The 6,294-nt window shown below is 62.1% G+C and carries 1 protein-coding gene and 2 pseudogenes; 1 reads left to right on the forward strand and 2 read right to left on the reverse strand.

Annotation, left to right across the window (positions count from 1 at the left end; genetic code table 11):
* Positions 1-192 precede the first annotated feature (192 nt).
* Positions 193-1,038, reverse strand: a pseudogene (locus tag AB7F11_RS11595) (IS5 family transposase).
* Between the two features lie 247 nt (positions 1,039-1,285).
* On the opposite strand from AB7F11_RS11595, the pseudogene AB7F11_RS11600 reads away from it, so the two are divergent.
* A pseudogene (locus AB7F11_RS11600) lies at positions 1,286-1,563 on the forward strand (transposase); the annotation flags it as partial.
* An 88-nt stretch (positions 1,564-1,651) separates the two neighbouring features.
* Here AB7F11_RS11600 and AB7F11_RS11605 read toward each other — a convergent pair.
* A partial coding sequence (locus AB7F11_RS11605; RefSeq protein WP_428300410.1) for a cadherin domain-containing protein occupies positions 1,652-6,294 on the reverse strand: 4,643 nt, incomplete at its 5' end.

The raw sequence follows: 6,294 nt of genomic DNA on the forward strand, positions 1-6,294 counted from the left end.
GGAATACCGGATGCGGCGGACACAGAAAGCGGTCGGGCGTTTAGCAGGCTGTTGAAAACCCACCGCTGGAGGCCGCCTGCGATGTGCAGATGAGGCGGCCGGGGGTCTGGATTTGATGACTGCCGCGCTGAGAACTTGATGCCATGCGGCTTGGTAGAGCGTGGCGCTGCGCTTGAGTGGCCTTTGCGACCCTCATCGCGCCCCTTCCTGCAGCGCCAAGCGCGGCATTCGGGCCATTCGAACGAGATTGCTGGCCGTCATGGTCAGCTTGAAGTTCTGATCGACACGCTTGAGGCCACGGTACAAGGTCTATCGGATGCGTCCCACCGTCTTGCCCCAGCCGAAGTGTTCTTCGATGCGTTTGCGGTTGGTCTGGCTCAGTGCGTAGCCCGCATGGCGAGTCGTGCGCGCGTCGATTGCACTGCCGCCCCAGCGGTTCTCCATCAGCACATGCCCTTGAAACGCCAGCATGGCGGCCGTGTTCTGACTCTTCCTGAACAAGCGTGCATCGGGGTCTGTCGTGCTGGTGTGGGTGTCATTGCTGCCGCCGTCCTTTGGCACAAAGCTCTTGTGGCTGGCCCAGCCCTGGATCATCGTCCCATTGATCGAGAAATGCTCTTTGCTCAGCAATCCATGTTTGTCGGCCAGCCTCATGACCTCGGTGAAGAAGTGTTCGACAACCGCATGCTCCAGCAGACGGTCGCGGTTCTTGGAGAAGACTGAGTGGTCCCAGACCTCGTCATCGATGGCCAGGCCGATGAACCAGCGGTACAGCAGGTTGTAGCGCGCCTGTTCCATCAACTGGCGCTCGCTGCGCACTGAAAAGAACACCTGCACGAGCATGGCGCGCAGCAGCTTCTCCGGAGGGATGGAGGCGCGGCCGCTGTCGGCGTAGATCGTGTTGAACAGTCCGTTCAGTCGGCCCAGCGCTTCGTTGACCATCAGCCGAATGGCTCTCAATGGGTGATTGACCGGCACGAAGTCATCGAGTTTGGATACCGTGAACAACGCCTCTTGCAGTCCGTCTTCTCCGCGCATCGCACGCTCCTTGCCGTGATTCGATGCACGTAAGGTAGCAGGCCCACCGCTCTCAAAGAAGCGTGTCTACGAGGAGAATTTCAACAGCCTGCTAGGGCCTTCAGCACAGGCACATGGTGGTCATCAAAAACCTTCGCCCGAGCGTTCAACTCCGCAGGTGTGGCCTCGGCGTTTTCGAGCGCGCGCCGGTCTTTGGGAAGGTATGCAAAGCCTCGGTGTCACCCGCCTGGTATGAGAAATTGCCGCCATGAAGCAAATAAGGCTGGGCGAGAGCGAATACGAACGCAAGATCAAGAGGACGTGAAGGCGCGAGTTCCTCGACGAAATGAACCTGGTGGTGCCATGGCCGAGCTGGTATCGCTGCTTGCGCCGCACGCACCAACACCCGGCGCAAAGGGTGAGCGCCCTCTCTTTGCCGTTGAAACCTTGTTGCGCGTCCACTTCTTTCAGCAGTGGTTCAACCTGTCGAACCCGGCCATGGAAGAGGCGCTCTCAGTCACGCCGATGGGAGCGGTTTTTCTGGGACATCATTCTCTTGGCCACCACACCCTTTCAGGCTCGCCTCACAACGAACCTGAAAGGTGTCCTGGGGACGATGCCCATCCTCAGGCGATCAGAGGAGCTGTTCAAACACCACGTAATTCCAATCGCTTTCAGAAGCCTGGGTGATGGAGCCATTAAAGCCAAACTCGGCGCGACCGGTGCCCCAAGGCGTTGCGGTCGCATAGTTGCCGTTAACGGCCCAGCCAGGCGGTGTTCCATCCACGTCGCCAAGGGTTCCGGTGCCATTAAAGGCATCCCAGATGGCCAGCATATCGTTGTAGGTCGGGTTGTTCGCCGAGCCACTCACCGAGGTGCCCGGGAACAGCTGGTAGGAGCCCGGCGATGCGGCGTCATATCCGTTCGCCGCCAAGGGGCCACCATATGTGGGCAACTGGAAGTTCCAGGGAGTCGTTCCGCCGAGTTGAAAGGTATGGCCGCGGAATACGTGGTCCAGATCGCCAACGACACCGACCGCGGTTCCCGCGCCTTCAGGGAGCCCAGTCCCCCCGTTCGATCTATTGAAAAGGGCGTCAAGATCGGTGAAGCGCGCCTGGTCGTTGAGGTCGTGAACACCGTCGCTGTTGCGGTCCCACACGTAGTAAACCTTGCCGTCCACATTCACGCCATGGATGAGCTGGCCGTAAGTGCCCAGGCTGAGGTTATCGAGAGCATTTGTCACATTGATGGCCACGGTTTTGACTGCGGCCGTGTTCACCCCATCGTTGGCGGTAACGTTGACGTAGCGCGTGGTGCTAACAGCACCGCCGTAATTGATGCCGTCCTCGTAGTTCGGCGCATTCTTGAAGGTCAGGGCGCCGGTGGTGGGGTTGATGTTGAAGAGGGTCCCGTTGGCGCCGCTGGCAATGGCGTAGGTAAAGGTTGTATTCGCATCACCATCACTGGCCGTGACCGTGTAGGCCACGCCGGTTCCGTTCTCGACAAAGTCGACGCTGGATGCGCTCGTCACAACGGGTGCGAACTCGTTGACGTTGGTCACCGTGATGGCCACGGCCCTGTCGGTGTTGTTCGCGCCGTCATTGGCCCGCACGGTGATGTTGTAGATGTTGTTGGCGCCGCTGTCGGTGGGTGCCTCAAAGTTTGGCGCCACCTTGAAGGTGACGGCGCCGGTAGTGGGGTGGATGTTGAACAGGGCTGCGTCCGTGCCCAGCAGGCTGTAGGTGCGTGGGGCCAGGTTGTCGGCGTCGGTCGTCACAGCGGTGTAGACCACGCCGGTGCCGTTCTCGGCAAAGCTGGCCGTGGTGGGGCTGGTGAACACCGGTGCGTTGTCGTTGACGTTGGTCACCGTGATGGCGATGTAGTGGATGGCGGCGTTGAGCCCATCGGAGGCAAGCACGTTGATGCTGTAGACGTTGTTGGCGCCGTTGTCGGTGGGTGCCTCAAAGTTTGGCGCCACCTTGAAGGTGACGGTGCCGGTAGTGGGGTGGATGTTGAACAGGGCCGCGTCCGTGCCCTGCAGGCTGTAGGTGCGTGCGGCCAGGTTGTCGGCGTCGGTGGTCACAGCGGTGTAGACCACGCCGGTGCCGTTCTCGGCAAAGCTGGCCGTGGTGGGGCTGGTGAACACCGGTGCGTTGTCGTTGACGTTGGTCACCGTGATGGCCACGGCCCTGTCGGTGTTGTTCGCGCCGTCATTGGCCCGCACGGTGATGTTGTAGATGTTGTTGGCGTCGCTGTCGGTGGGTGCCTCAAAGTTTGGCGCCACCTTGAAGGTGACGGCGCCGGTAGTGGGGTGGATGTTGAACAGGGCTGCGTCCGTGCCCAGCAGGCTGTAGGTGCGTGCGGCCAGGTTGTCGGCGTCGGTGGTCACAGCGGTGTAGACCACGCCGGTGTCGTTCTCGGCAAAGCTGGCCGTGGTGGGGCTGGTGAACACCGGTGCGTTGTCGTTGACGTTCGTGACGGTGATGGCCACCGCCCTGTCGGTGTTGTTCGCGCCGTCATTGGCCCGCACGGTGATGTTGTAGATGTTGTTGGCGTCGCTGTCGGTGGGTGCCTCAAAGTTCGGCGCTGTCTTGAAGGTGACGGCGCCGGTAGTGGGGTGGATGTTGAACAGAGTCGCATCGAGGCCGCCGCTCAGGCTGTACGTGAGTGAAGCACCCGCGTCAGCATCGGTGGCCACAGCGGTGTAGACCGCCGTCGTGGTTGCGACGTTCTCGGCAACGCTCACTGCCGTGCCGCTGGTGAACACCGGCGCTTCGTTCACGTTGGTCACCGTGATGGCCACGGCCTTGTCCGCATAGCCGCCGTTGGTGTCGGTGGCGCGCACGGCGAAGTTGTAAACATTGTCGGTGCCAGCATCCGCAGGGGCTTCGAAATTCGGATTGGCCGCGAACCGCACTTCGCCGTCGTCGGCGTCGATGGTGAAGCGCGCAGCGTCTGCGCCCACCAGGCTCCAGCTGAGGGTGCCGTTGCCGAGCACGGTGTAGCCGTTGGCGTCGTACACCACGGCGCTGGTTCCCACGTTTTCCTGCACATTGCCGCCGGAGCCGCTGGTGATCATGGACCTGACTTCCAGCGCTACGGAACTGGAGTTGCCCCCCCAAAGGCTGGAGACAAAACCGTCTAGCATGGAGCCACCGCCAAGACCAACAAGCGCGTAGGAGGTGGTCGACGTGGGCGTGGAGGACCAGTATGAGCCCGCGTACCAGCCGGGCGGAACGCCAGCGACGTTCGTTTCTGTTCCGCTTCCATTGTGTGCATCCCAGATGGCCAGCAGATCGTTGTAGGTGGGGTTGTCTTGTGAACCGCTGCTCACCGCCGTGCCGGGCGGATGGCCGAGGGAACCGGCATAGATGCCGCTCAACCCTGCGCCGTAGGTGGGCAGCGCCACTTGCACGTCCAAGCCGTTGATGGTGAAGGTGGCGTAGCGGTAGGTGTTGTCGGTCTTGCCCACTTCCCCCACCTTGTTGGCCTCGATCTCCTCCACGCCGTTGGCGTCGTATTTGAAGATGGTGTCGAGCTCGGTGTGGAGCATGTAGTCGAGTCCACCGCCCAGTCCATCGCCCGCTACATTGATCGGGGCGCTGCTGGTTCCGCCGCCCGCACGGTCCCAGTAGTAGTACGTCCTGCCTTCCACCACCACGGGTGCAATGAGGTTGCCCATGACGCCCAGATCGAGGCCGTTGATGGCGAGGTCGGTCACCTCGATCTCGACGTTGTGGTCTCTCAAGTCGCCGGTGCTGTCGGTGGCGCGCACGGTGATGACGTAGATGTTGTTGCCGTTCGAGTCTGTGGGCAATTCGAAGTCTGGCACGGCGTTGAACCGCACCTCGCCGTCGTCGGCATCGATGGTGAAGAGGTGGGCGTCTGCACCCAACAGGCTCCAGCTGAGCGTGCCGTTGCCCGGCGCGGCGCTGCCTTGGGCGGTGTAAACCGGGGCCCAGGTGGCCACGTTTTCCGCCACACTGGCGCTGAAGCCGCTGGTGATGCTGGGCGCGTCGTTGGGGATGTTGGTCACCGTGATGGCGACGGCCTTGTCCGCATAGCCGCCGTTGGTGTCGGTGGCGCGCACGGCGAAGTTGTAAACATTGTCGGTGCCAGCATCCGCAGGGGCTTCGTAGTTCGGATTGGCCGCGAACCGCACCTCGCCGGTGGTGGCGTTGATGGTGAAGCGGTCAGCGTCTGCCCCCACCAGGCTCCAGCTGAGGGTGCCGTTGCCCAGCACGGTGTAGCCGTTGGCGTCGTACACCACGGCGCTGGTGCCCACGTTTTCCTGCACACTTCCGCCGGAGCCGCTGGTGATCATGGATCTGACTTCCAGCGCTACGGAACTGGAGTTGCCCCCCCAAAGGCTGGAGACAAAACCGTCTAGCATGGAGCCACCGCCAAGACCAACAAGCGCGTAGGAGTCTGCAGACGGCGTGGGTGTGGCGGACCAGTATGGGCCCGCGTACCAGCCGGGTGGAACGCCAGCGATGTTCGTTGTTCCTGTTTCGCCTCCGTTGTGCGCGTCCCAGATGGCCAGCAGGTCGTTGTAGTCGGGGTTGTCTTGCGCACCGCTGTTCACCGCCGTGCTGGGTGGGTATTGGTTCGTATAGTCGGCATAAATACCACTCAGCGCTGCGCCGTAGGTGGGCAGCGCCACTTGCACGTCCATGCCGTTGATGGTGAAGGTGGCGTAGCGGTAGGTGTCGTCTGTCTTGCCTACGTCCCCCACCCTGTTGGTCGCAATCTCCTCCACGCCGCTGGCGTCGTATTTGAAGATGTCGCTGAGCTCGGTGTGGGGAATTTCGTCGGCAACGCCGCCGGCGGTTCCGTCGCCCGAGCGATCCCAGTAGTAGTACGTCTTGCCTTCCACCACCACGGGCGCCAGGAGCTTGCCCATGGTGCCCAGATCGAGGCTGTCGTCGCCGCTGGGGTTGATGGTGATTGCCTGCGCCACTTCTGCACCGTTGCCCGCGACGTTGACCACGCGGAACCGGATGGTGGTGCTTTCGGTGAGGGTGTCGTCTTGCAGTTCGACCGAGGTGCCGTTGACGGCGGAGCTCACGTCCTGCCAGGTCTGGCCGTTGTCGCTGGAGTACTCCAGCCGTTCGGTGACGATGGGCGTGCCGGCGCCGGTGAGCCAGCCGGCCTGGATTTGCTGGTACGGTTGTGCGCTGTTCTCGTCGTACAGGCGGGCGTCCAGCTCGGCGTTGAAGAGGATGTGGCCGTTGGCAAACCACAGCTCGTCGTTGGATCCCTGGCTGTAGATGGTGA

Source organism: Hydrogenophaga sp. (assembly GCF_050250835.1).
In the GTDB taxonomy this organism is placed as follows: domain Bacteria; phylum Pseudomonadota; class Gammaproteobacteria; order Burkholderiales; family Burkholderiaceae_C; genus Hydrogenophaga.